The 21728-nt window shown below is 43.8% G+C and carries 20 protein-coding genes and 1 pseudogene; 8 read left to right on the forward strand and 13 right to left on the reverse strand.

Features of this window, described 5'->3' with window-relative positions:
- Positions 1 to 259 precede the first annotated feature (259 nt).
- A pseudogene (locus tag LGZ99_RS18910) lies at positions 260 to 829 on the forward strand (Rpn family recombination-promoting nuclease/putative transposase); the annotation flags it as partial.
- A 211-nt stretch (positions 830 to 1040) separates the two neighbouring features.
- Here the strand turns inward: LGZ99_RS18910 and LGZ99_RS18915 are convergent.
- On the reverse strand, positions 1041 to 1448 hold the full coding sequence (locus tag LGZ99_RS18915) for a flagellar protein FlhE (RefSeq protein WP_036838029.1): 408 nt from the start codon (positions 1446 to 1448) through the stop codon (positions 1041 to 1043).
- Between the two features lie 372 nt (positions 1449 to 1820).
- On the opposite strand from LGZ99_RS18915, the gene LGZ99_RS18920 reads away from it, so the two are divergent.
- From LGZ99_RS18920 to LGZ99_RS18935, 4 genes are read left to right on the forward strand one after another with little or no spacing between them, the layout of a single operon-like run.
- Positions 1821 to 2507 carry an ABC transporter ATP-binding protein gene (locus LGZ99_RS18920; RefSeq protein ID WP_021322952.1) on the forward strand — a complete coding sequence of 229 codons (687 nt, stop codon included), beginning with the start codon at positions 1821 to 1823 and terminating at the stop codon, positions 2505 to 2507.
- The gene (locus tag LGZ99_RS18925) at positions 2500 to 3714 is read left to right on the forward strand and encodes an ABC transporter permease (RefSeq protein WP_036838032.1); all 1215 of its coding nucleotides are present in this window, start codon (positions 2500 to 2502) and stop codon (positions 3712 to 3714) included. Before LGZ99_RS18920 ends, LGZ99_RS18925 begins: the two co-directional genes overlap by 8 nt.
- On the forward strand, positions 3707 to 5185 hold the full coding sequence (locus LGZ99_RS18930; protein ID WP_021322954.1) for a TolC family protein: 1479 nt from the start codon (positions 3707 to 3709) through the stop codon (positions 5183 to 5185). The genes LGZ99_RS18925 and LGZ99_RS18930 overlap by 8 nt, the downstream gene beginning before the upstream one ends.
- Positions 5178 to 6455 (forward strand): efflux RND transporter periplasmic adaptor subunit, encoded by a 1278-nt coding sequence (locus tag LGZ99_RS18935; protein ID WP_036838034.1) that lies wholly within the window; start codon positions 5178 to 5180, stop codon positions 6453 to 6455. Before LGZ99_RS18930 ends, LGZ99_RS18935 begins: the two co-directional genes overlap by 8 nt.
- A gap of 50 nt (positions 6456 to 6505) precedes the next feature.
- Here LGZ99_RS18935 and LGZ99_RS18940 read toward each other — a convergent pair whose 3' ends face one another.
- The 3 genes from LGZ99_RS18940 to LGZ99_RS18950 are packed head-to-tail and all read right to left on the reverse strand — an operon-like array spanning position 6506 to position 9232.
- Entirely contained in the window at positions 6506 to 6673 is a 168-nt protein-coding gene (locus LGZ99_RS18940; RefSeq protein ID WP_158019986.1) for a hypothetical protein, read from the reverse strand.
- A gap of 36 nt (positions 6674 to 6709) precedes the next feature.
- Positions 6710 to 7855: a type VI immunity family protein gene (locus tag LGZ99_RS18945; protein ID WP_036838037.1), complete on the reverse strand. Its 1146-nt coding sequence runs from the start codon at positions 7853 to 7855 to the stop codon at positions 6710 to 6712.
- A gap of 15 nt (positions 7856 to 7870) precedes the next feature.
- On the reverse strand, positions 7871 to 9232 hold the full coding sequence (locus LGZ99_RS18950) for a VRR-NUC domain-containing protein (protein ID WP_021322958.1): 1362 nt from the start codon (positions 9230 to 9232) through the stop codon (positions 7871 to 7873).
- 897 nt (positions 9233 to 10129) lie between these two features.
- Between LGZ99_RS18950 and LGZ99_RS18955 the strand changes: the two genes are divergently transcribed.
- Entirely contained in the window at positions 10130 to 10585 is a 456-nt protein-coding gene (locus tag LGZ99_RS18955) for a hypothetical protein (protein ID WP_021322959.1), read from the forward strand.
- 493 nt (positions 10586 to 11078) lie between these two features.
- Positions 11079 to 11408 (forward strand): hypothetical protein, encoded by a 330-nt coding sequence (locus LGZ99_RS18960; RefSeq protein ID WP_200875269.1) that lies wholly within the window; start codon positions 11079 to 11081, stop codon positions 11406 to 11408.
- Between the two features lie 723 nt (positions 11409 to 12131).
- On the opposite strand, the gene LGZ99_RS18965 is transcribed toward LGZ99_RS18960, so the two are convergent.
- Positions 12132 to 12494 carry a helix-turn-helix domain-containing protein gene (locus LGZ99_RS18965; RefSeq protein WP_021322961.1) on the reverse strand — a complete coding sequence of 121 codons (363 nt, stop codon included), beginning with the start codon at positions 12492 to 12494 and terminating at the stop codon, positions 12132 to 12134.
- 264 nt (positions 12495 to 12758) lie between these two features.
- Here LGZ99_RS18965 and LGZ99_RS18970 point away from each other — a divergent pair, with 264 nt between their 5' ends.
- Entirely contained in the window at positions 12759 to 13373 is a 615-nt protein-coding gene (locus LGZ99_RS18970) for a hypothetical protein (protein ID WP_036838039.1), read from the forward strand.
- A 48-nt stretch (positions 13374 to 13421) separates the two neighbouring features.
- Here LGZ99_RS18970 and LGZ99_RS18975 read toward each other — a convergent pair whose 3' ends face one another.
- The 8 genes from LGZ99_RS18975 to ppsR form a co-directional block, all read right to left on the reverse strand.
- The gene (locus LGZ99_RS18975; protein ID WP_021322963.1) at positions 13422 to 14216 is read right to left on the reverse strand and encodes a heme ABC transporter ATP-binding protein; all 795 of its coding nucleotides are present in this window, start codon (positions 14214 to 14216) and stop codon (positions 13422 to 13424) included.
- Complete coding sequence (locus LGZ99_RS18980) at positions 14216 to 15217, reverse strand: FecCD family ABC transporter permease (protein ID WP_021322964.1); 1002 nt, start codon at positions 15215 to 15217, stop codon at positions 14216 to 14218. Before LGZ99_RS18980 ends, LGZ99_RS18975 begins: the two co-directional genes overlap by 1 nt.
- Positions 15214 to 16032, reverse strand: coding sequence for a heme/hemin ABC transporter substrate-binding protein (locus LGZ99_RS18985; RefSeq protein WP_021322965.1), 819 nt, complete (start codon positions 16030 to 16032; stop codon positions 15214 to 15216). The genes LGZ99_RS18980 and LGZ99_RS18985 overlap by 4 nt, the downstream gene beginning before the upstream one ends.
- Complete coding sequence (locus LGZ99_RS18990) at positions 16029 to 17102, reverse strand: hemin-degrading factor (protein WP_021322966.1); 1074 nt, start codon at positions 17100 to 17102, stop codon at positions 16029 to 16031. Before LGZ99_RS18990 ends, LGZ99_RS18985 begins: the two co-directional genes overlap by 4 nt.
- A gap of 32 nt (positions 17103 to 17134) precedes the next feature.
- Positions 17135 to 19138 carry a TonB-dependent hemoglobin/transferrin/lactoferrin family receptor gene (locus tag LGZ99_RS18995; protein ID WP_262979439.1) on the reverse strand — a complete coding sequence of 668 codons (2004 nt, stop codon included), beginning with the start codon at positions 19136 to 19138 and terminating at the stop codon, positions 17135 to 17137.
- 89 nt (positions 19139 to 19227) lie between these two features.
- Positions 19228 to 19425 carry a hemin uptake protein HemP gene (gene hemP / locus LGZ99_RS19000; RefSeq protein ID WP_021322968.1) on the reverse strand — a complete coding sequence of 66 codons (198 nt, stop codon included), beginning with the start codon at positions 19423 to 19425 and terminating at the stop codon, positions 19228 to 19230.
- 168 nt (positions 19426 to 19593) lie between these two features.
- Positions 19594 to 20640, reverse strand: a complete 1047-nt coding sequence (locus tag LGZ99_RS19005) for a 3-deoxy-7-phosphoheptulonate synthase (RefSeq protein WP_021322969.1) — start codon at positions 20638 to 20640, stop codon at positions 19594 to 19596.
- A gap of 141 nt (positions 20641 to 20781) precedes the next feature.
- The gene (gene ppsR / locus LGZ99_RS19010) at positions 20782 to 21657 is read right to left on the reverse strand and encodes a posphoenolpyruvate synthetase regulatory kinase/phosphorylase PpsR (protein ID WP_021322970.1); all 876 of its coding nucleotides are present in this window, start codon (positions 21655 to 21657) and stop codon (positions 20782 to 20784) included.
- Positions 21658 to 21728: the final 71 nt, after the last annotated feature.

The following is a 21728-nucleotide window of genomic DNA, read 5'->3' on the forward strand; positions in this document are numbered from 1 at the left end:
GTGACCAGCTACCTGGTCACTAACCCGATTTATTTAAATGATGTTTAAATAAATCGGTAAACTCATTTAATAATGACTTATTACATTAACAATAGTGAAAAGTCTGACGGATTAATCTGTCAGATAGATTATAATAATTAAATAGGTATTTAAGCGTTAAATAAGATTCCAAAATGGCGCTACATCTTATACTACTCATAATTCTATGTATAACAATGGGTTGAAGAAGTCCATGTGTGGCAGAATTATGAAACGTTATTTAACAGAGCCCGTTTTGTTTTACCACGGTGATAGCAGCCCTTATCCTTTCCAGCAGACTTGGACGCAGTGCTTTTCGTTGCCAAAATTAGCAGAAGAGATGTATTTTAACCCGTTTCCGTTAGTCGATGTGACCGTGATTGATGATAACGAACTGGTGAATCATCGCAAAATCGCCGTAATGGAATTGGCGATGAAGCATAAAAATTTGCGGGAGGGGTTTAAAATCGTGACCACGCTATTGGCACAGGCCCTTAAGCACAACTATAATAGTGACCACGATGTGGTTACTATCCTTAATTACCTGTTTATCACAATGGATTCACCGCATTTTGAACAGGTGATCCAGCAACTGATTGAACAGGCAGATAGTCATCAGGAGGTGATTATGAGTATTGCTCAACGATTACAGGAAAAAGGCATTCAACAAGGTATTCAACAAGGTAGGGAAGAAGGTCAACGTGAGGCGCGGTTAGAAATGGTGCGTAGCCTGTTAAAAAACGGCGCCAGTATCGAACTGGTTATGAAAAGTACCGGCCTGAGCCGTGACGAACTGCTTTCCCTGCAATAACCCTCACCTTTATTCCCTTTTGTGTTCTCTTACCCGCATTTTTTGGGGCGGGTAAGAGCCTGAACCTGACTAATTAATGGTGTTACGCGCTGAATCTAGCAGGTGTGCGGTATCCTGCTCATGTCCTTGGGTATGTTTAAGCGCTAAGTTATTAGTCAGAATTGCCGCCTAAGGTGCTGACGGCAATCTTTGGAGGACAATCGAAAAATTATTACCAAGTGACAGTAATTTCTCCCATTTGGCCTGCCACGGGTACTGTTCCGCCACTTGCAACTCTTAAAGCATAAAAGAATTGTTGTGCCGGGCTTCTAGTATTGAATGCGTCTGTAGACATTCTCCGGGTGCGGGAGATATCAAAGCAATTGTTGATATCTCCCTGACAAAGATAAACCGACAGTCCTTGAGGCCAGCCGACAACATTCCAAGTCCAGGATACATTGCTGATACTGCCTGAGGCTGGTGGAGATCCGACGACAGGAAGATAAGCTGTTTCTGTGTAATTTCTGGAATATACGGTTGGCAGAACAACCGAAGATTGGTAGCTCGCCGATAGTGCTGCTTGTGAAAACAGGGTTAACAATAATGCACTACCGATTCCCAAGATTTTTTTTAATTTCATCGCTATTACCCCAATACCTGATAATTTTCTATTGCGAGAGCTTAGATATACATTTTGATCTCGCGCCCTTTATCTCCTGAATTCTCATAAAAACCTGTACAAAATGCCAAAACCGGCAGGATTAATTTGGATGGGGCAACTCTAAAATGCAATGGATAACTTGATTTTTTGTTAAGTAATTCTAATTAATTTTGCTATTTGGTGTTTTTGCATCTCACTCAAGTTGCAGCCTTTTACAAGAGAATCTTCCCATGATATAAAACCAGATAAACGATCAAATGGAGCCTGTGATACATTTAATGGATGTCAAAAACGATGAATAAATCAGACATGACTATCACAACTTCCCAGTGTAGAGAGGTTTTGATTTACATGGAAAATATTTGTCGATCCTATCGTATGGGGGAAAAATACCATCCGGTGCTGGATGAAATATCACTTACCATAATGCGTGGGCAAAGTTGTGCTATTGTCGGCGCTTCCGGCTCGGGTAAAAGTACTCTGCTTAATATTCTTGGTTTATTGGATCAACCTACTTCTGGCTGTTTTCAGTTTAGTGGCGTTAATATAACAAATGTTACTCCTAATGAGCGGGCGAGAATAAGAAATCAGGAAATTGGTTTCGTATTTCAGAGTTTCAACTTACTTCCCAGAATGCAGGCATTGGATAATGTGGCGCTGCCATTGTTATATCGTGGATATTCACGCTCGCTGGCCCGGCAGGAGGCGAAATATCAGCTTGAATTGGTTGGTCTGGCTGATCGTATTCACCATCGGCCGGCAGATCTCTCTGGGGGACAACGCCAACGTGTTGCCATCGCCAGAGCCTTGGTCGGCAAGCCTTCTCTCATTCTGGCTGATGAGCCGACAGGCAATCTCGACAGTGCTACAGCACGCGATATCATGGCGCTTCTTCTGTCATTGAACCGTGAGCAGGGCGTGACACTGGTCATGGTGACACACGATCAAACAATAGCCAGAAATATGCAGCGTTGTCTGTATGTCAATGATGGGCAGCTTTCCGAAACCGATCGGTGGTCGGATATATCCGATGCTTAACGTGAATTCTGGTCGCCACGGATTGGCTTTCCCGCAAGCCCTGCGTGAATCGCTGGATAGCCTGCGTTTACTGGGGCGGCGTTCCCTGTTTGCGTTGCTTGGTATTGCAGTCGGATGTGCTTCGGTCATTGCACTTCTGAACATTGGCTACAACGCTGCCAATGAAGCTATCAGCACTTTTAAGAGCATGGGGAGCAATATGCTGGTCGCCCATTTTGATTTTATGCCGGGCACTGATGTCAAACCTGCTCCATCCACACTGGATACTCAGATGCTTACCCGAACGCTACCCACGATCATGCATGCTGCACCCATCACGTTATACTCAACCCGAATACGTTTCCTGGGGCAAGGAATTGATACGAATATTACAGGGACATCCTCTGATCTGGCCGCGGTGCTTGATTTACAGATCGAGCAGGGGCGTTTTCTCTCGGACTATGATCGCCAGACAACTTATGCCGTGATCGGCGCAGATATTGCGAAACAGTCAAAAGTACCAAACCAACCTATCCGGGTAGGCAGTCAACTGCAAATTGAGGGATATATGTTTGAAGTGATAGGCATTCTCGCTGCTCAGGGAATAAATCCTTTACTCCCGGTTTCTGTTGATAATTCCGTGATATTGCCCATTGAAGGAATGCGGCGGTTGCGGCCTGCTCCAGAGATAGGCAGTGTCATTGCTAGAGCGCGAGACGTAACAACGTTAAACAGTGATGCTGTATCATTGCGTGACTATCTTGCCTCATTATCAAACGGTCGTAATGTTGAAGTTCAAATTCCGCAGCAATTACTTGATGGATTGACGCGACAAGCAAAGACATTCTCCTATTTGCTTGCCGGGTTGGGGGGCATTTCATTGCTGGTGGGCGGTGTGGGTGTCATGAATGTCATGCTGATGAATGTTTCGGAGCGCAGGCGTGAAATTGGTGTTCGTATGGCTCTGGGAGCCCGGCCGGTTGATATCGGTGTGCTTTTTATGCTGGAAGCTGCCACTCTGTCAATTGTCGGCGCAATAGCTGGATCGCTGTTGGGGGTGACCGCTGGGTACCTGTTTGTAAAATTTTCCGGCTGGGTATTCACGTTATCTCCATTCTCTTTGCCGCTGGGGATTGCCAGTTCATTAGTGATTGGCTTGTTTTTCGGCATCAACCCGGCATTGGCTGCTGCCAGGTTACAACCTGTAGAGGCACTTCGTGATGATTAGTCAAACTTTTCAGCGTGTTGTTGGTATCATCATTGCGCTGATGATAGTTGTGTCTGTCAAACAAGCTTTGGCGGAGCCGCTGATCCCGTCACAGGCAACCATGCCTACAACGAGCACAATTTCGCTTAATCAGCAGACTATCGATCTGACACTCAGTGATGCGATCTATTTGGGATTACGCAACAATCGCTCGATTCGCAGTGCTTATCTGGATCGTATTGCCCAGAAATTCGATTTGCGGGTTGCAGAAGATCGTTTTACGCCGAAATTGCTGATCAATAGCCGTTATATTGCTGCCCGTAATCAAGATGATCGTTACCGTCAGAGCGAGATTACGCCCACGTCTACAATGCTTGGGGAATATGGTACTCGGTTTAGCCTGTCGTGGACGAGCCGGGCGACATGGGCGGAAAATGCTGGCCGTAGCCGTAATGATGGCGTTTCATTCTCAGTGATCCAGCCGCTGCTGCGCGGTGCCGGCAAAGATGTGGCGACGGCGCCTGTACGTATTGCTCAACTGATGGAGCAAATAAATCGCCTGAATCTAAAAGCAACGGTATCCCAGACTATCAGGCAGATTATTATGGCTTATCGTGAATTGCTGCGTGCTCAAGAGCAATTACAAATCGCGCGTGATGCCCTTGAACGTTCGCGTCAACTGCTGGAAGTTAACAAAGTCATGATCTCCGCAGGCAGAATGGCAGCCTTCGAGATTGTTCAAACTGAGGCCGATGTTGCCATGCAGGAACTGGCTAATGAAGAAGCCGCTAATCAACTGGATACCAGTCGTTTAGAGTTGTTGCGTTTGCTCGCCCTGGATTTGCAAACTCAGGTAAAAGCGACTGACAAATTGGAAGCCAAACGCATAGACATTAATTTGCTCCAGGCGCAACATTTGGCACAAGAGCAGCAACCATCCTATCTCACCCAATTGATTACCGCAGAGCAGGCGGGTATTAACCTGACAGTCGCCCGTAATGACCGCTTATGGGATGTCTCTTTGGTCGGAGGGGCCAGCCAGGTACGCGATCGAACAGGTCCAAACAGTTCGCGAAATTGGGAAAATTACGCAGGTGTCCAGGTGGAGATACCCATTGGCGATTTGAGTCAGCGCCAGGCGGAAGTGCGGGCGCGGGTTGATGTTCAGAATCAGGATATCCGTCTTACTGAGGCTAAACAGTTACTGGAACGTGATGTCGGTAATGCGGTGCGTGATATTAGTACACGTTGGCGTCAATATGAGATCGCACAACGTGCCAGGGATCTATCCCGACGCAAGCTAGAGATTGAGCGCGAAAAACTGACAGTTGGCCGTTCCAGCAACTTTCAGGTATTGAGCTTTGAAACCGATCTGCGTAATGCCGAAAATGTTCGTCTCAATGCGTTAATCGCCTACCTGAATGCGCAAGCGGAATTGGATGAAACATTGGGCACCACCCTGGGGAGCTGGGATATTGCACTTAATGACTAAGGTCGGGGTACTTGCCTGTTTCAGGCGTAGGACTCGTTGGTTGGTGGCACTGGTTGTTGCATTAGTTGCCGGGGCTGCCATTGCCTATGTCTATCTGCCGTCTTCAACTGATACATCATCACAGAAACAGTGGGTGCGTGTTGAACCTCAACGGCTGGAAAATCGTCTTGGGTTAGTTGGTCGCATTCAGGCCGCTGCCAGTTTGACGATTGCGGCACCATTTGATGGTGTTATCGCTGACGTTGTGGTGACGGAAGGCCAGCGCGTTAAGCGAGGGCAACCCCTGTTGAGCCTTGATACTGCACAATTGGATATCCAGTTGCGTCAGGCGCTCACGGAACTATTGAAAGCTCAGCGAACCGTACAAGAATTGGTGGAATGGGAAAACAGTCAGGACGTCGCGAGGGTTCGCAGGACCTTGACCAATGCTCAGTTAAGCCTGAGTGATACCGAACGTAAGCTGATTGATACTCGAGCCTTGTTCGAACGTGGCATTGTTCCTCGTATGGAGGTTGACACACTGGAGCAACAGGCCAGAGTCCAGCGGCTCGATCTTGCCGCAGCGAAGGAAGAACTGCGCACTATACTCGACAAGGGAACGGGTGAAAATCGCCAGATTGCTGATATGGAATTGGCTAACGCTCAATCGCGTTATCAGGCGTTTCAGGCTCAGCAAGCTCAACGTGAGTTGATTTCTCCCTTTGATGGTATTGTTGTTCGTCCTCAAGTACCGGGATCGGACAAAACGTTATCTATCCAAAAAGGGACACGAGTCACCCAGGGAACCCCTCTCTTCGGGATAATCAATTTGGAGCAAATCCAGGCTGTAGCGCGTATTGAAGAGGCTGATCTTCACCAATTGTATGAAGGAATGCCGGTTGAGATTACAGGTGATGGTTTTGCCGGGCTATCCTTACAAGGGCAGATTAAGACAATTGGTGTACAGGGGCATTCAACAGAAACGCAGGGCGCGGGTGTCACCTATGATGTGTTAGTGGCGATTGATCCTCTTACACCCGAGCAGCGGCAGCGTGTCCGTCTGAGTATGAGCGCAAAACTGGCTATTGTCACATATCGCAATGAACGTGGATTGGCAGTGCCCGCAGAGGCGTTACGTACCGGCTCTGATGGACGAATTTTCGTCATCTATCGCCGTGAATTACACGATCCGGAACAACAGATTAGGGTGACGCCGGGGCACGCTGTTCCTCAGGGCGTAGAGGTGAGTGGGTTAGCAGCCGGTTATGTTGAAATTCCTGCGCAGCAATGACCGATTCGATTTAATAGAAAACATGATCGATAGGTTATTTATTTGATGATTTATGAAGATAAAGTAAATATGCGTTGCTTTTCCTCCTGAGTATTACCCTGTTTAAAAAACAGGGTAATTGAGATACCGAGACGGGAAACGGTCATCCCATCACCATTGGTAAAAGTAAAACCGACCAATCGTGATTTTAGCCGGGAAAAATAATCCGAAGTTTCCATATTCTCTCCGTTCATGATGAGGCGGTGGATAATCCGTTATTCCCACATATTTTTCCCTTCCCGTATCAGGTGCCAGATAGTTGTGCCCGACTCCGCGCCCTGAACATCAAAAGCCATCGCGCCCTGAGCAAAGAAATACTGCTTGTCAGGGATGCTGTCGGTTCGCCAGAATCCGCTGACTAGCGCTGGATAGCCGCCTCTTAGGGGGGTTACGTGCAGAGGTCCACGGTCATAACGGGCATACCAGGCTTGTGTGGAAATATCATCAAAATGACCGGCACCATAGAAGTGTAGGGAATCACCTTCTCCCGGAACAAAACGTATCGGACGTATCAACTGGTTAATGGCAAAATAACTCTCCGGGACACTGCCCGGCTGTGGCGTTAAATCCGGGTATTGACCGGCCCGGATCATCAGACCATCGTGGTAAGAGCTAATCACCACATCCGTGTAGCGTGCCAGCATTGTGCGTATCCAGTATTCCCCACCCAGTCGTCCTACAAAGCGTTTGGACAGTAGGGTGATCCAGTTAATGCTCCGTATCGAGTGGGCATAGTCGTCCAGTGTGGTATGAACTGTAGAGTTGACTTGCAAGGAGGGGTAACGCTGTGCCAGCTGGTATTCCAAGGGAAAATAATCGTAATAGTCTTTGGGCAGGGCAAGACAGTAACCACAGTCTCCCCAGTCAGGTTCGAGCTGTTCACACAGAAAGTCCAGCCATGCCATAAATTTGGTCATGCCATCTTGTTCTTTCAGATAATCCCAGGGCAGTACAAGGCTCAGGTAAGAGCTACTATCGTCACCATCATCCTCATCGGAATCCAGATAACGCATCAGATAATGAGGCGCTTCATCTTCATTTTTAGCATCACTGACGACCCAACCACAAGGCTGATTTTTTTTCCTGGTGAGAATGCCTTCCTCTATCTTAATAATATTTTCCGGTGAATATTTGCTTAACCCTTTCAGTGAATGGCTATGAAAACGCAGGTGAGTGCCGAATTCTTCCCGAAAGCGGCGATAGCAGGCCAGAATGCGCTGTTTTTTCTCCTGGGTGTAGCCCCGTTTAAAAAACAGGGTAATCGAGAGACCCAGGCGGGAAACGGTCAGTCCATCGCCATTGATAAAAAGAAAAGAGGTCAGTTGTGATCTCAGTTGGGAAAAGTAATCTGAAGTTTCCATCATTTTCTCCGTGAATTATGAGGCGGTGGCGAATGTCACACTTGCCAATATTGCCAGGACGGCAGCTAGCGCTGCGGCGCTGACTGTGGCAGCGGTAGCTAAAATTTCCACCAGTGCGATCAGCGCAGCAGCGACGGCAAGGGTGACGAGGATAACAACGGCAACGCTGGCAATAATCACAACCACTTCCAGCATTCCTTCACCCACCTCTTTTAATATTTGCATCCAGCTAATGTTCTTGAGCTCTTCCAGAGTGATATCTGAGCCCTGTTGTACAGTTTGCCACTGGGCTTTTATCTCACTCTCAGTCCAGGTCACGATTTTACCCGTTTGTTCACTAACCCAGGAAAAAGCGTAGCTGACTTGATGGGTTACCGGGTCAATAATCTCTTCACATACCCACTTTCCGGCTTCACTGAACCATGATCCAAACTGAGCAAGGAGTTCACGGGTACTGTTACGGATATAATCTAACCCACTTTCGGCCAGACCAGCCACTTCCTGCCCGAGAATGACCCAGTCTTCATAGCTAGGTAAGAAAGACCACGGGGAGGTACTGACAAGTGGGATATTTTTGGTCAGAGGTTGCGGAATCGTACCCGGCACGCCCTCTTCGGGAGATTCAGGGACCGGTAAGTCTTCTTCAGGATGAGAACCGGGTAGCAGTGGCGGCAGAATAACCGGGTTTTTATAGTGCTGTGAACCGGGCTGATAAAATTTTCGCCATACCTCATCGTACTGTTTTTGCTCTTCTGTGCGGTTATCGTCGACGCGCATCACACCAAAGCGAGAGCGGGTAGCAATCTGGATATAATCTTTTTCTTGATCTTCACTAAGCTTATCCCCCGGAAATTTCACCTCAATCAACATTTTCAGATTATCGGGGTGCACGGAGCCATCAAAGTAGGTAGCATTTCTGCCCGGCCAGCGGAGAGCCTCATCTTTAACCAGAATAATATCGGGGCGGCGAATGCGCTTAACCCCAAATTTCTCCACATCGTCGGCAGAAGGCCGGGCAAACGGATTACTGGATTGCGGTAAATTATCACCATAACGCTGCTTAGAGACTTGACTGGTTGCTAGCATAGGCAGAGGAACATCCTTTTTCCCTCGGATAGCAAACACCACTTCCGCTTTATAGGGCCACAGGAAATCATGTTTATATTCTTCAACTTTGATTAACCCGCTCATGACAACTTGATTAAGAAAGCGAATGGCGCCCTGCCTGGTGAAAATCATTGCAGGCAGCCGCAGGGCGTATTCGGCTTTTTCCGCCAGGTAGCAGGGATCTTCATCGGCGGGAAAGATCCCTATTTCCATCGTGCAGTTAATTGAGGTAACGGCTAGACACATCTTACCGTCATTGGACATTGGCATACTTATTCCTCCATAAGAAATGGGATAATGACGAAGAGGCCATTAAACGAATAATCACGTTCTGCTTTTTAAATAGCGCAGCACAACGCTTCCTCATATTACCGAGCCGGTGTTTCAACCTGATGGCTCTGAATACAAAGACAGTTCCAGCCTGTTCCGTAGTAAAAAATGAAAGCGGAAAACACCTGTCACTTAATACGTGGCATTTGAGAGAACAATAAACAGCTTCCCGCTGAGTAGAGTGGAAATAAGTAACAGAGAATTTCGTCCTCTGAATTTTATGACCACAAGATCACGATATTTATCATATAAACATAACAAAAATGTGATGTATATCACATAAAATGGCTAATTAATCACTACCCATCGTATGGAATGAATAAAAATCGCCGTAAATTTTTGCTTAATACGGGGGAGATCTAAAACCTCAAAAGCGTTAAGATATTACAGGTGTATTTGGGCTGACGATGTATGCTTTGAGTGTTTCTATTTGAATTCGGTGACCGTCTTAACGATCACCTTTAATTGAATGGCAATGAGATAAAATGATGTCGGAGTTAATTGGCGATTAGCTTTCCCATTACTCTCTTTTTATTGAGTTGTTATCAGATGGCGTATTCTTATCTTCAAGCTTCTTCTCCAATTCATTTAAACGCTGCTCCATCGCTGTTAATTTTTCACGGGTATGCAGCAGAACTTAGGGCGAGATCTCACTATGGTGAAGAATCTTTTACTCTTTTGACTAAATTCTGGTGAAAGTGGTTTATATTGTAGGTACATAAAGTAGAAATTTTCTTTATGAGATTGAGTGTATATTGTACGAAAAATAACGTTATAGAAGAGAAAGTTGTATTAAAACGCAGTAAGCCATTCTAAACAACATAAGGAGTATCTAACATGTTAGTACGCAAGTCGTTGTTGGCCCTGTTTGCAACTGCTTCCCTCACTGCCGCAGGTGTCGTTTATGCAGGTCCACCCGTAACAGTTACATTTAAACATCTTGGTGCATCGGGAAGTGCTGATGCTGTTTATACCATCATAACTAATAATGAAGTCAGTACAAACGTAAATGCAACACCTAAGCCCAGAGTTAGAGTCAGGCAAGGGGAATCCGATAGCTATCAGGTTCAAAGCCCGATTACACCTGATGGAAACTATGCAATAGTGCGATATGAAATCGGGAATAAGACTTGTGTGTTTTCAACTACTTTTATAAACACATACGTTAATGGCGTTAAAATTCCGAAGTGGAATAAGGGAGCAACGCCGAGTGGGGGGGCTGTTTGTAATGCAACTATCACCTCTACTAATTTTCTTACCTACGCATGGTCAGTTGAGTTCACTATGAAGTAGTGGGGAGTGAGCCAGATTACGCTATTAGAGATATCTGGCTCATTACCTTGCTTGAAAGTGAACTCTTTATGATTGATTCGCTCAATCCTTTTTAATTAGTCGCCACTGGCAGGATAGAATGTTTATCGTGTTGAGTTGGTAAATATTTTGCGTGATTGCAGTCGCTTTAGTTAATTAAGAAATATTTGGTGTAAGTGACATGATATATTTTATTACCGAATTAAAAATAAAAAATATAGGGTGATTTTGACTTCGCTATTATCAATTAATGCGTTGAGTGTTTATTTTTTTAGTTCGGCTTTTTTTGATTTTCCATTGACAGACTATTAGTTCTACACTATTTTTAAAATTGTAAAGTATTATTATATCTTAAATTTATGGATTATAATGATCGAATATGGATGTTGATAAGTTAGTTGAGTTTTTGGGTGTAATATGAATTTCTATATTTATAACTTGATGCTGAATTTAATATTATAAGGAGTGATATATTATGACTGATCAAAATAATTCTGATGAAATAGTTTCTTCTAATGTATTGATTTCTGATGTAACTGTATCTTCCATTGAAATTGCTCCAGAAATAGCGAGAGACAATGCTCATGTACAAGTTACTGATGGAGAAGGTAAAACCAAGGATTTTCTTCTGGATAGGAGTGATGGCGGTTATCAAGGGTATGGTAGTCTAATAAGTTTGGTTCTTGCACACCTTAGTTCGAAAAAAGTCAATATTAGAACTACCGGATATATATACAAAGATTATGGATATATCAACGGCGTATCATTTAAGACTGACAAGCCTAAACCAGATCCAAAGACTTAAGAGAATGATAGGTAAGACTATAATGTAATGAGAATTCCTATGGAAAATATTATTCATTATTATTTGCATTAAAATACTAAGAGCACATCCCATGAGGTTATTTTATTTGCCATTTTGAGCCTGGGCAGTGTTCAAACTATTTGTAAGAATAAGGTCTATTTGGATAAGAAGTAAGTTGAAATTAATTTTAAATAAAACCCTGATGTTCAATCTTCAGGGTTTATATTTATTAGTGACTACGCATACCTTGAATTTTAGGAGGGAAATATCTATAGATAATTTTTTATTGGCTTTTTTTGGTTGACAAATATTATTAAAAATATATTATAATGAATACTGTTGCCAATGCGAATGAATTTACTTATTAAATATAAAATATTGTAAAGTATAGTTTTAATTGGTATAAGGATATTTTTATTTTTAAATCTTACTGTTTTCTAAAGAATGTAAATTAACAACTGATATCATCAATGGAATATGTATATTATATTATTTATTTTGAAATTATATTAACTGGTTTATTCACGTGGGCTAATAAAATACTCTTATTTAGGCAAGGAAAATAAATGTTAAATTAATCAGTTAGCTATCTGGGAAATTCTTATCTGGTTTTTGTTCCATTGGGAGAGTTAGTGAACCCAAATAGCATAAAACAGAGATGGCCAATAAAATTATTGGCCATTGAGGGAGATACTACCAATAAGACAATGAGCAAATTGGTTATTACTCACAACGTAAAAAATACTTTAATTCAGGCAGATTACCGTTTTCTCTGAATCTGGCCGGTGTGGTGTTAAAGTGTTTTTTAAAGATCCGGGTAAATGTTGCTTGAGAACTGAAGCCATACTGTAGAGCAATGTCAAGAATCGGCAGATTTTCTTCACGCAGAGATTTTGCTGCTTCATGCAAACGCCGTTTGCGGACATATTCACCCAGAGTACAGCCTTTCACCTCTTTAAATACCCTTTGCAGATGCCACTTTGAATAACCACTCCTATAAGCAATGGTATCTATCTTTATACCTTCGTTACATTGAAGCTGGGTTTCAAGCCATCTGACAATATCGTTTACTACAGTTTCTGACATTTTCACCTCCCACTAATGGTGGGCTAGTTGCTAAAATATTATAATTAATTATCTATTCCTGTAATGATAATAACGTTAGTTATTATTGTGAGTATTTTAAGATAAATCGGAAATTTCTATAGGCAAAAAGTGCTATTTATAATTGATCATTACCCTTATTTGTGTAAATTTCCTTATGCTTTAACAACAAGTAGCATCAAATGATCTTCACCAATTTATTTAAAGCAGTATCATCGTGCGTCATTTAATTTAATGGAGGTTGTAATGCAATCGGACGTGGTTTTTTTAACTAAAAAACTGGCATTTTTTGTTTTTTATGCTCTGATTTTGTCCATAGTTATCGGCTTACTTTTTATCGATGTTGTCTATTTGCAGAATGCAGTGAAGGAGAGTTCATTAACTGAAATTTCTCAGGAGAGTATACTGTTTGTTATTTCTGCTGCATTTTTTCTGGAAGCAAAAAAGAATAGTCAATTGCGTCCTGCATTAGTCTTAATATCAGGTTTTTTTGCTTGTTTATTGATAAGAGAGTTGGATTCCATATTTGATGAAATATTTCATGGTGCTTGGGTGTGGGTTGCTATTCCGTTGGCGTTAATTTGTATTTTTTATGCTGTTTACCGAGGTCGGGTTACATTGGTTGGGCTTACTCATTTTGCCCGTCATCAAAGTTACGGCATGATGGTTTCAGGTATCTTGTGTGTGTTGGTTTTTTCCCGTCTGTTTGGTATGGGAGTATTATGGCAAGGTTTAATGCTGGAAAATTTTGATCGAATTGTAAAAAATATGGCTGAAGAAGGGTGCGAAGTTCTGGGTTATTGTTTGTGCCTGATTGCAACTTTCTGGTATCTACCTAGTGCAATAAAATTTCGTAAATAAAAAGTAAGACAGGCAAATGGCTAAAATAATTTGCCTGTCAGCTTGTCATTATTGCCTCAGATAAACCTGAGGTTGTTGAGTCTCAGGATGGCGGGTAATACCAAGATCTGCCTGATACCATTTTTTTAGAACTTGATCACTCAGTACCTCTTCTGGCGTACCTGCCGCAACCAGCTTCCCTTTGTGTAGCAGAAAGATTTTATCTGCGTAGAGAGCGGCAAGATTGAGATCATGCAAAACACAGCACATTGCCATCGGTTGTTCCCGCGTCAGCCGGTAAAGCAGACGCAGTGTATGTTGTTGGTGATAAAGATCTAAGGCTGATGTCGGTTCATCAAGAAACAAACAACACTCTGTCGGTGTTGGAGACCAGAGTTGGGCAAGGACACGGGCTAATTGTACTCTTTGTTGTTCACCACCGGATAATTGCCGGTAGTCACGGTAGCGTAACTCCTGGCAATCCGTTTGTTCAATAACGGTATCAATTGCTGTTTGTTGATGATGAATACCATGAGGAGAGCGCCCCATAGCAATGACCTCTTCTACACTGAAAGGGAAAGAGAGTGAACTGTACTGACGCATGACGGCCCGGGTTCGGGCCAGCTGTTGAGCCGGCCATTGCTCAATGGGTGTTCCCTGTAAATAACATTGCCCCTGTTCAGGCTTCATATATCCTGTCAGCAGTCGCAGTAATGTGGATTTTCCTGCGCCGTTGGGTCCGATAATGGCGACAACTTCACCTTTATTTACTGAGAGCGAAATATTATCAATGATTTTCCGGTTGCCAATTGAATAACTCAGATTTTGTGCTTGCAGAAAAATATTATTTTTTACGGCTTCCATTATATCCGGCTCCCTGGCTGTTTGAGTATCAGCCATAAAAAGTATGGACCGCCGATTAAGCCAGTAATTAGGCCAACGGGCATTTCTGCTGGGGAAACCAGTGTTCTTGCCAGTGTATCTGCGGTAAGCAGAAGGCAGGCTCCGCCTAACGCAGCACCGGGAAGTAGCCAGTTATGATCACCACCAAATCGCATCCTGATCAGGTGTGGGACAACCAACCCGATAAATCCAATAACACCACTTAATGCAACGGCGCTACCAATGAGCAGGGCGCTGAGGAGTAATAACTGGAATTTGGTGCGCTGGACGTTAATGCCGAGATAGTGGGCTTCTTCATCTCCCAATTGCAACAGATTCAGTTTACGGGCCTGACTGAAAGTCAGGATGGAAGCCGGAATAATTAAGGAAGCGGCAATTGCCAGAGTCGGCCACTCTATTTGGCTGAGTGAACCCATCATCCATAAAGAGAATTGGCGTAGTTGCTGGTCATCACTGATATAACTCAGGGCTCCAATAGCGGATGCGCAGAGCGCATTGATGGCGATCCCGGCCAGTAATAAACGAGCCAAATTTCCTTGGTTATATTTATTCAGTGAAAAAATCAGTAATGAAATTAACAGGCTACCAATAAATGCGGCAATAATATGCCCATATACGGCAATGGCAGATGGCAGGCTAACGGGCAAAATAATCGCCATTGCAACCATCAGTGCTGCTCCACTGCTCATACCCAGTAAGCCAGGATCTGCCAGTGGGTTACGAAATAGCCCTTGCATCACCGCACCGGAGGCGGCTAAAGCACAGCCAACCAGCATCGCCAATAATACTCTTGGTAATCTGATGTTCAGCCAGATTTGCCACTGGGGATCACTGATCGAAGATTCCCACAAGGTCTTAAAAGATAATGTTAATGCGCCCAAATTGGCGGAGCCAATAGCCAACCCAGACAGTAGCAGACAAAGAAACGCTAAACCCAATCCTGGAGACTTCATACGACTCATTGGGCCTTCTCCGCCGCCTGCCGTAGTTGCTTCATCACTGTAGGGGTTTCGAGGCCAAAACCAAGCAGGCCCATATCATCGGCAATTAAAATCTGTTGTTTCTGACCTGCCGGGGTATGTTTCAAACCCGGTAATTGCCAGATTTTATCCAAGCCGCCCATTGATTTAATGCCATCTTCGGTCACCAGCAATAAATCTGGTGCACTGGCAATAACACCCTCCTGCGAAAGAGGGCGATAACTGTTAAAGCCTTGCATTGCATTAGTCGCGCCAATAGCACGAATCATTTTGTCGGCTGCGGTTTTTTGCCCGGCAGCCATTGGCATGATACCCCCGTGACTCATCACAAACAGAATACGGGTTGGTAATTGGGTTGTCGGGATTTCTGCCAGTTTTTTCTGATATTGTTTAATCAGTTGTTCGCCGCGTTCAGTTTGATTGACCGCCTTGGCGACTGTCTTGATTTTCTCAGGAACGGCTTCTAACGATGCTTTTCCGGTTATCTGAATAACGTTCACACCAGAATCCTGGATTTGCTTAAGTGCCAGTGAAGGTTTTGCCAGCTCACTGGTCAGAACCAGTGTCGGATGCATAGAAAGAATGCCCTCAGGATTGAGCAATCTCATATAGCCGACGTCGGGTAGGGCAAGCAATTCTGTTGGTTTCTGACTGGTGCTGTCTCTGGCGACAACTTTTTTCCCTTCACCAAGTGCAAAAACAATTTCAGATACATCGCCACCAATGGTGACGATCCGTTCAGTAGAAAAAGCACTGAACGATACCGCAAGGACAAATGTCAGAAGCCATTGTTTCATGCTATACGCTCTTCCTGTACTGGTTGCAGTTTTGGCAGAGCAGCCACTTGCTCACGCCACTGAGTTTGTTCAGAAGTGCCTTCTGTACGCTGACCAAACAGTTGAGCGATCTGATTGCCGTTAGCGTCAAATAACTCAAGGCTGGTGACGAAACCATCAGAAGTTGGTTTACGGGTTACCCAGCTTTCAGCGATAGCACTCTCTATTAAATGTAGTGTGAAATTACGATTAAAGATATTAATCCATTTCTGATCTGAGTTTTCCTCCTGATATGGCATCAGGCGTTCCAGCTTGCCGGTGAAAATTTGTACGCAACCACGGTTGCCGACAAAAATCATGATTTCATTCTGATCGCTATAAGCGGCATTAATGAGCTCATTCAGTGCAGAATTTTCCACTCTGTAAGCCAGATCATTCGGTACCGCGTCGAAAATTTGCTGGCGGCTCAGGTTATGACGTTTGAGTATGATAAAGAATTGATGAACGTCAGTCATTGCCCGCCATTCTTTATCAAGCTGCTCTTTCAGTTCATTGGTTATGGTTGAATAGCTGGCTTCTTCGATAGGTTTGATAATCAGTGCCGGGTTTTCTTCTGTCTGATATTTTTCAATCAGTGTTTCCCAGGCTGCCATATCGGTATTATCCGTTGCATAAACTTTATGCAGCGCATCACCCTGACGATCAAAAAATTGAATACTGTGGCGCATACCCTTTTTTGCTGGCTCGACCAGATAAAACACACTGCTCCAGTGATCAAAGAATATCCGCAAATCGAGTTCACGCGGATTCAGGATCAGCCCTGCATGGTTGCTGAAACGTGTGTTTTCATACCGGCCAATTTGTTCATGGACGGCAAAATCATTGCGGGTAATCGCTTTAGTTTCACCAACAACAGCCAGTTCTTCCAGTAAAGTTGGTGCGTCAATGTCAAGGCGTTTGGCATCTATCCCAACGCGGCTGTGCAGTAACTCACCTTCACTGACATTCAGATAAGCAGCCAGATCGCGGGCATATTTGGCTTTGTTATCAGCTTTGGCTTGCAGGTAACGCTCATAAAGTGATGAATTCACAACTTAACTCCTTGAAAATACAGTATATTAAATTACCACTGGTAGCTCACCAACAGTTTGGCATTGCGGCCATCCTGCGGTGTTCCCTGTGGTGAGTAGTATTCTTTATCAAAGGCATTACCCAGAACAGCGGTAGTGGTCACACCTTTTAACATTCCTTCACCTTGATAGCTAATATAGAAGTCATTAATGCCATAGCCAGCCTGTTGTTTATCTTGCCCTTTAAAATCAGTATGCTTGGTAAATTGACCTATCCAGCCAACAGAAAAACCGGTTTGTGCAACAGGGATATCCAGTGTGCTGGTGATAGTATCTGGGCTGAGGTTGTCGAGAGATTCGCCGCTCTTTTCGTCCTTTCCCTCAGTACGGTTATAAGCCAGCCCCCAGGAAAACAGATTGGATTCATAGTTCATAGAAACATCCCAACCCCAGATCTTGGCCCTGGGTACATTAATAGATGTTGTGTTTCTTTTATCGTTGACCATATATAATTTAATATAATCTTTGGCTTTGGTATCAAAATAGCTGGCTTTGAATTTCAGTTCGTCATTTTCTGCCAGTAAGTTATCGAGACGTAATCCAAAACCGGATTCCCATGTTTCGTTGCTTTCTGGGCGGAGGTTTGGATTAGGGATCCAGAAGTTTCCAGGATAGTGAATAGAATCGTTATACATCTCACTCATCGTTGGCGCACGGAACGCCTGAGCATAAGAGGTAAACAACATTGACCAGTCAGTTGGTGTGATGCTGATAGCCCCTTTGGAAGACCATTTATCAGCGCTGATATCCTTATATTTAGAATTTGTCCCTTTATAGTTGTCATAACGGGTACCGGCGATAATAGATACTGGCAGGTCGCGCAGAATTATTTCATCCTGCACCCAACCGGAAGAAAAGCGAATATCGGCGTCAGGGAAGCTATCAGTGTTACCGCCTGGGGTTTGTTTCTGTTGGTAGGTTTCACCACCGTAGGTAAGCTGGTGTGTTAGTGGACTGTCCGTCCACAGGCGGGAGCGGTTTTCCAGTTTTACGCCATATGTTTTTTGTTTACGACCTTCGAAGCCATTTTTTTTAGTGCGGGCATCGATAGTCACATCCGAATAATAAAGGTCAGCCTTGGCATTTAACCAATCATATTCTGCCGGATTTAATTGGTAGCTGAGTTGGGCATCACGCTGAGTTGTCGTCCGATCAGTCCACGAGTCAGATTTTTCATTTTTCCCGATGAGCGTTTGTGGATTTTTAGGTTGGTTAGCTTCATTACGGTAATAGCGTAACTGGCTACTCAGAGACTGGTTCTCATCCACTTTCCAACTGCCTTTCGCTATCAGATTGCTGATAAATTCATCATTATCAGCAACAAAGCCACTACTTTGGCGGATATTGCCTGCATCACGAGTACTGAAAGCAAACAAACCATCCAGAGAATCTGTTTTCCCAAAAGTTGCACCACCAAAACCCATACTATGGTCACCGGTTGCACCGCGGGCGAAAACGCGAAATCCGTGATTTTGACCTGCTTGCAGCAGATCTGCGGCATCGACAGTCTGATAAGCAACAACACCACCTAAGGCGCCACTGCCGTAGAGCAGAGCTGAAGGACCACGTACAACTTCGACTTGTTTAATTAATGCCGGATCCAGGAATGTACCATTAATATGACCGGTATCGGTGCCTTGCCGAATGCCATCAATTAATGTCAAAACACCTTTTGGCCCATAACCACGCAGACTGATATCTTGCCCATTAGCACGGTTTGTACCGGCTATATTAATGCCGGGTATTTTTCTGATGAGATCGCCGGCATTACCGGCTGTTTGACTTTGTGCTGATTTATTATTTATCACCGTCACCATCATGGGGGCTTCGAAACTATCCCTTTCATTACCTGTTGCATAAACAGTTATCACATCGCGGGATGATTTATCACTATCAGAATCGGGCGATTTTGTTGCTGCATATGCGGTTGAAAAGCTACTGATAATTGCCAGGCTTAATATTGATAGATTGAGTGTTGATCTTGCTGTTTGAGACATCAGACGAATCTCCATAAGAATATTTTATGATTTATGGATATAGCTGGCTGCCCCGATACGCGATCTGGGTGGCTGGCTGAGTTATTTTTTTACTTAGTTAGTATCAGCTTTCCGGCTTTAGTTTGGCGCAATTGGTAGAGTTCCCCTTGGTGGTGAATGCGGGTAATTCCTGACTCGCCTAACAGTTGTTTACTGTCAATGTAACCAATTTGTACGATTTCATCAGGATAAATATTGCACCGTTCTTCAAGTGCAATGCAGGAATGTTGGTGACATACTTTAGTCATAAATCCACTTAGCGAATACTAACTATTATTATAGTGAGAATCATTATCGTTATATGGATAGGTGACTTCAAGCAATATTTTTGATGCTCAGGAACAACATATTAACGTAATTTATTGATCTGTTGTAAGTTAGCCTTTTGTGAATAAAAGGCTAACTCAGAAGAGGATTCAGAAGCGGTAATTGACTGCTTCGGCAAGAATTGCAAGAAGTCGCTCTGTATCTTGCCAGCTTAGACAAGGATCTGTAATAGATTGACCGTAATTCAGTGGTTGCCCCCGAATGATTGTTTGGGCACCTTCAAGTAGAAAACTTTCAGCCATTACACCGACAATCGCCGCAGAACCCTCTTTAATCTGTTGGCCTACCTCCTTCGCGATGTCCAGTTGGCGTTTATGTATTTTCTGACAATTAGCGTGACTGAAATCGATAACTAAGTGCTCTGGTAAATCAAATTCACGTAGTTGATCACAAGCTGCGGCAATATCTCCGGCACTGTAATTAGGTTGTTTGCCACCACGCATAATAATGTGGCCGTATGGGTTGCCTTCGGTTTGATAGATGGTTATTTGGCCATGCTTATCCGGCGATAGAAAGGTGTGACAGACACTGGATGCGCGGATAGCGTCTATAGCGATACGGATATTGCCATCGGTGCCGTTTTTAAAGCCAATCGGGCAGGAGAGGGCTGATGCCATTTCCCGATGAATCTGGCTTTCTGTTGTTCTGGCTCCGATAGCTCCCCAACTGATGAGATCAGCAATATACTGGCCGGTCACCATATCCAGAAACTCGGTTGCTGTAGGTAAACCCAACTCATTGACATCAATCAGTAATTTCCGTGCCAAAGTAATACCACGATTAACCTGGCAGGAGCCGTCAAGATCCGGATCTGAAATTAAACCTTTCCAGCCCACGACTGTACGCGGTTTTTCAAAGTAGGTACGCATAATAATTTCCAGCCTGTGCTGGTATTTTTCACGTAATGTGTTCAGTCGTTGAGCATAATCTAAAGCAGCATCAATATCATGAATAGAGCAAGGACCGACGATAACCATAAGTCGTGGGTCATTCCCGGATAGAATATCTGCAATACGTTTTCGTGACGTTGTCACATTGTTGGCGATTTTTTCAGATACAGGATATTGAATTGCCAGAGCCTGAGGTGTGACCAAACTATCGACGCGGCGAGTCCTTAAACCATCTGTTTTATACATATATTTTCTCAAAGTTCGTTTTACGCTAGCGGATATACCTGTGGGTAATTGAAATTACAATAAACGAAAATGACTAAATTAAACAAACAATATAGTTAGCTACATCATAAATTTTTTTCAATTATTCATATTGATATATTTCTAAAACATACGTCGGTTCAGCTTCATCGTGTCGATTATTTTGGTCGAGATTTCTTCAACAGAATAATTGGTGGTATTAAGATAATTAATCTTATTCTTACGGAATAAAGCTTCAACTTCGGAAATTTCTATTCTGCATTGCCTCAATGATGCATAACGGCTATTTTCTCGGCGTTCTTCCCTAATAGCGGACAGCCGGTCAGGGCTTATCGTTAAACCGAATAACTTATGCTGAAATTGTTTTAATGTTGCTGGTAATTGTAAATTATCCATATCATCTGCGGTAAAAGGGTAATTTGCCGCCTGAATACCAAATTGCATGGCTAAATAGAGACTGGTAGGCGTCTTTCCGCAGCGAGACACACCCAGTAGAATAACCTGCGCCTGGTCAAGGTTACGTAAGGAGATACCATCATCGTGTGCCAGGGCATAGTCAATTGCTGCTATGCGTGCATCATACTGACTGAGATTCTTTTCGGTCAGACCGTGAGTACGGTTAAGTTCAGGTTTGGGTTCCAGACCGGTCTCTTTCTGTAATGGGGCTACCAGTGTTTGGACAATGTCCTGACAGAAACCTTCACTGCTGGTGATAATATTTTTCACTCCAGAAGAGATAATGGAATAGAAAACTAAAGGTCTTATACTCGTATCCTGATATATTTGATTTATTTGTTGCTTTATTTCTTTTGCACGGGTTTCACTGGCAACAAAAGGGAGGGTATATGAGGTTACTTTGATGGGAAATTGTGATAATACAGCATGGCCCAATACTTCCGCGGTAATTGCTGTTCCATCAGAAATAAAGAAAACGGTGCGCACAACACTATTCTCAACACTATTACTTTCTGCTGATATTTCTAATCTGGATTTTGTCATGATATTTATAGCGGCCTTTTATCTTTCCGATCGCTTAGTTAAATGAGACCGGGCATCAATTTCCTGCAAAG

It is taken from the genome of Photorhabdus temperata (assembly GCF_025384845.1).
GTDB lineage: Bacteria > Pseudomonadota > Gammaproteobacteria > Enterobacterales > Enterobacteriaceae > Photorhabdus > Photorhabdus temperata.

Coding starts and splice junctions, on each gene's coding strand:
- LGZ99_RS18915 (WP_036838029.1), bottom strand. CDS start 1,448: ATGAAATTAAAAAAAATCTTGGGAATCGGTAGTGCATTATTGTTAACC.
- LGZ99_RS18920 (WP_021322952.1), top strand. CDS start 1,821: ATGGAAAATATTTGTCGATCCTATCGTATGGGGGAAAAATACCATCCG.
- LGZ99_RS18925 (WP_036838032.1), top strand. CDS start 2,500: ATGCTTAACGTGAATTCTGGTCGCCACGGATTGGCTTTCCCGCAAGCC.
- LGZ99_RS18930 (WP_021322954.1), top strand. CDS start 3,707: ATGATTAGTCAAACTTTTCAGCGTGTTGTTGGTATCATCATTGCGCTG.
- LGZ99_RS18935 (WP_036838034.1), top strand. CDS start 5,178: ATGACTAAGGTCGGGGTACTTGCCTGTTTCAGGCGTAGGACTCGTTGG.
- LGZ99_RS18940 (WP_158019986.1), bottom strand. CDS start 6,673: ATGGAAACTTCGGATTATTTTTCCCGGCTAAAATCACGATTGGTCGGT.
- LGZ99_RS18945 (WP_036838037.1), bottom strand. CDS start 7,855: ATGGAAACTTCAGATTACTTTTCCCAACTGAGATCACAACTGACCTCT.
- LGZ99_RS18950 (WP_021322958.1), bottom strand. CDS start 9,232: ATGCCAATGTCCAATGACGGTAAGATGTGTCTAGCCGTTACCTCAATT.
- LGZ99_RS18955 (WP_021322959.1), top strand. CDS start 10,130: ATGTTAGTACGCAAGTCGTTGTTGGCCCTGTTTGCAACTGCTTCCCTC.
- LGZ99_RS18960 (WP_200875269.1), top strand. CDS start 11,079: ATGACTGATCAAAATAATTCTGATGAAATAGTTTCTTCTAATGTATTG.
- LGZ99_RS18965 (WP_021322961.1), bottom strand. CDS start 12,494: ATGTCAGAAACTGTAGTAAACGATATTGTCAGATGGCTTGAAACCCAG.
- LGZ99_RS18970 (WP_036838039.1), top strand. CDS start 12,759: ATGCAATCGGACGTGGTTTTTTTAACTAAAAAACTGGCATTTTTTGTT.
- LGZ99_RS18975 (WP_021322963.1), bottom strand. CDS start 14,216: ATGGAAGCCGTAAAAAATAATATTTTTCTGCAAGCACAAAATCTGAGT.
- LGZ99_RS18980 (WP_021322964.1), bottom strand. CDS start 15,217: ATGAGTCGTATGAAGTCTCCAGGATTGGGTTTAGCGTTTCTTTGTCTG.
- LGZ99_RS18985 (WP_021322965.1), bottom strand. CDS start 16,032: ATGAAACAATGGCTTCTGACATTTGTCCTTGCGGTATCGTTCAGTGCT.
- LGZ99_RS18995 (WP_262979439.1), bottom strand. CDS start 19,138: ATGTCTCAAACAGCAAGATCAACACTCAATCTATCAATATTAAGCCTG.
- hemP (WP_021322968.1), bottom strand. CDS start 19,425: ATGACTAAAGTATGTCACCAACATTCCTGCATTGCACTTGAAGAACGG.
- LGZ99_RS19005 (WP_021322969.1), bottom strand. CDS start 20,640: ATGTATAAAACAGATGGTTTAAGGACTCGCCGCGTCGATAGTTTGGTC.
- ppsR (WP_021322970.1), bottom strand. CDS start 21,657: ATGACAAAATCCAGATTAGAAATATCAGCAGAAAGTAATAGTGTTGAG.